Source organism: Helicobacter pylori, from assembly GCF_011140715.1.
In the GTDB taxonomy this organism is placed as follows: Bacteria; Campylobacterota; Campylobacteria; order Campylobacterales; family Helicobacteraceae; genus Helicobacter; species Helicobacter pylori_DA.
This window is the reverse complement of record NZ_SFZZ01000040.1, coordinates 1-2,851: the sequence shown is the minus strand read 5'-3', so window position 1 is coordinate 2,851 and position 2,851 is coordinate 1. Positions and strand designations below refer to the sequence as shown.

Below are 2,851 nucleotides of genomic sequence, written 5' to 3'. Positions count from 1 at the left end.
TAACTTTTGCAAAAACCCGCTTAAAAATCCCCTATTTTTTATTCTTCCTCTTTTCATTAACCCGCACCATATTTTTAAAAAATTTGATTCAATAAGCCCCATTTTTCAATCAGTGGAGCTTACAGAGTTAAATTCAAAGGAGAGATGATGGCTCAGTTAGAAGATTTGAAAGCGCATGAAAAATACAATTTGTTGTTGTGCTTATTCAAAAGTGATTATTACAACGATCCAAGAAATACGGATTTAGAAGGCAAGCCTTTCAAACAAGCTTGTGAGGAATGCACTTTGACTTTTTTTCGCCCAAGAAGGGATAAAGTGGCTCAAGAAGAGGATTTTCAAAAGGTGCGTAAAGCAGATTATGCTGTTGCTATTGTGTATGAGAAATCAGAGATTGAAGGGGTTAAAATCCAACGCAGTGTTTTTGCTCTAAAAATCGATCGCTTTGAAGTTGATGATGGGGGATCGTTAGGGATTTATGGCGTTTGCGCTCAAAAAGGGAGCCAGGAATACGAAGAATTAGTCAATAAAAATGCATATTGTTTTACAAATTCCACACGACTTTTCAACTCAATGAAATTAATTGAGCGAAAAAAATGAAGGGTTATGGATTTTTACCCATAAACTTAAGAAAGGATTTTAATGGAATTGTTGGATTTAGACGGAGTGATTGAAAAAGGCGTGTTTGAAATCCCCAGCTATCAAAGGGGGTATGCATGGCAGAAAGAACAATTAAAGGATTTTTGGAACGATTTAGAGCATGTGTCCAAACTGGGAGATAAATTCCACTACATGCACAGCTTAACCTTAAGAGAGACTGAAAATGAGCTTGAAAGTAGCGCTTTTGAAATCATAGACGGCCAGCAACGATTGGCTACAAGCCTGATCTTACTGGGCCTTTTAGCAAAAACCACCCAAAACAAAGACCCAAAGTATTCTTTAATCAACCTTGAACCCATTTTATCCTATAAGTATTATGGTTTGAGTGAAGCTTTTAGGGCGATCATTAAAGAAGAAAAGGATTTGGAAGCGTTCAAAACTTCTTTTTACGCTAAAAATCTTATTGAGGCTTACGAATTTTTTCAAAAAGAGATCCGCAATCTCCCTAACACAACGCTTAACAAGCTACTTGACGCCCTCACCAAGAAGATGCTTTTTAGCGTGGTGGAATTGAACGATAACCGGATCGATCCCTTCAGCTCTTTTGAAACGATTAACAATCGTGGTAAGGATCTATCCACTCTGGAATTGCTAAAAAACCGCTTGCATTTTGTGGCGCACAAGATTTGCGATGAAGAATATTTAGAAAATCTTCAACAAGAAATCAATGACACCTACACCAGGATTTATCACGATTTGAGATTCTTTGAAGACGATCGTTTAGAGGATTTTTTAAAACATTTTGTGGAGTATTATTATGGCGAGAAAAGGGATTTTAAAGAGAGATTATTGGATACAGCATTTGACGCCCATAAAAAATACGACGACCTATATGACGAATATGAAAAAATAAATGATTTGTTATTGCATCTTTCTTATTCTTCTAAGGTTTGGTATTTCTTGCACACGCTTGATGATGAAGAGCTTAGGATTGAAATCACGCCTAAAATGCGTGGCTTGTTAGACAAGATGCGGCGCCTAAACGCTTTGAGCAATAACGCTTTTCTGCCCCTATTGCTCTCTCTTTTAACCATACAGCTTGCTGTAAGAAGTGGCAGTGAACGGCATTACACGACCAAAGAGTTGGAAGACCTATTAGAATATTTAGAGCGTTTCGGGTTTTTAATCTATGGGGTTGCTGACAAGAACACGGCTAAAAATGAATGGATTGAATTAGCCTTCAAAGCGATTCAAGCGTATAGATTTTGGGAAGATAAAATAACCATTGAAAATCTTCCAACGCTAGAAGAGAATTTTTTCAAGGGAGAGTATAGCGGTTTGGAATTGCTTGAAGAGTATATCCATTCTAAAAAGAATGCTGAAAAAAAATGGTATGGGGTCAAGGCGCTGAATTACTTGCTGTATGAATACGAGTTGCACCATAACCCTGAAACGACTCTGAAATTTGATGGCAGTATAGAAAGCATTGAGCATATCTTGCCCCAAAATCCCGATCAAGGCTATAGCGCTAAAGAAAAAAATTGGGCTAAAAACCCTAACATCGTGCATGCTCTAGGGAACTTGCTCTTAATCCCTAAAAACGCTAACAGCTCTTTAAGCAACAAGCCTTTTGATGAAAAAAGAAAGGCATACCTTAAAGGCTCTTATAGTGAAAAAGAAGTGGCCAAAAACGCTTCTTTTGGGGTCGAGCAAATCAAAGAAAGGAGCGAAAAATTATTAGACTTTTTAATCACGCATTATCGTATCGCTGAGTTAGTGGGTGAAAGCGCCATTAAAGCTTTTAAAAACGCTTCTTTAAAGGACATTAAATGATGCGATCGCTCAAAAATAAAGGGTTTGTTTTTAGCGCTTCAAACCACAACAAGGAGGAATAACGCCATGCTGGAAAGATAAAGAGCATTGAGCGGATGATTATAGCGGATTTTTAAAATTTAAAATTGCAAGGAGCAAAAAATGGGTTTTCAAAACGAAAATCAGTTAAAAGTAGGCGCGTTGGTCAAAGCCACAATCAACAACAAAGTGGTGGAGGCTAAAGTCATTAGTATTGGGTTTAATCGTGTAACCTTAAGGAGCGAAAAAGGCAACGAAGCCACTTATATTTTCAATAGCGACAAGTTCTTAAAATGGTTCAATAAAGTTCCATTGACCGAGCATATGAGACTTCACGCTGAAAAAAGCGGAGAGGATTTGTTAAAAGGTCTTAAAATTGTAACTAGCGGACCGAGTGTTAAGG

General features: G+C 37.5%; 2 protein-coding genes and 1 pseudogene. All 3 read left to right on the top strand.

The window, feature by feature from the left end:
* Positions 1-147: 147 nt before the first annotated feature.
* Positions 148-640 (top strand): annotated as a pseudogene (locus EWZ81_RS04010) (hypothetical protein).
* The gene (locus EWZ81_RS04005; protein WP_165549098.1) at positions 640-2,430 is read left to right on the top strand and encodes a DUF262 domain-containing protein; all 1,791 of its coding nucleotides are present in this window, start codon (positions 640-642) and stop codon (positions 2,428-2,430) included. Before EWZ81_RS04010 ends, EWZ81_RS04005 begins: the two are co-directional and overlap by 1 nt.
* A 141-nt stretch (positions 2,431-2,571) precedes the next feature.
* Positions 2,572-2,851: hypothetical protein (locus EWZ81_RS04000; protein WP_165549097.1), on the top strand; the 280-nt coding region annotated here is incomplete at its 3' end.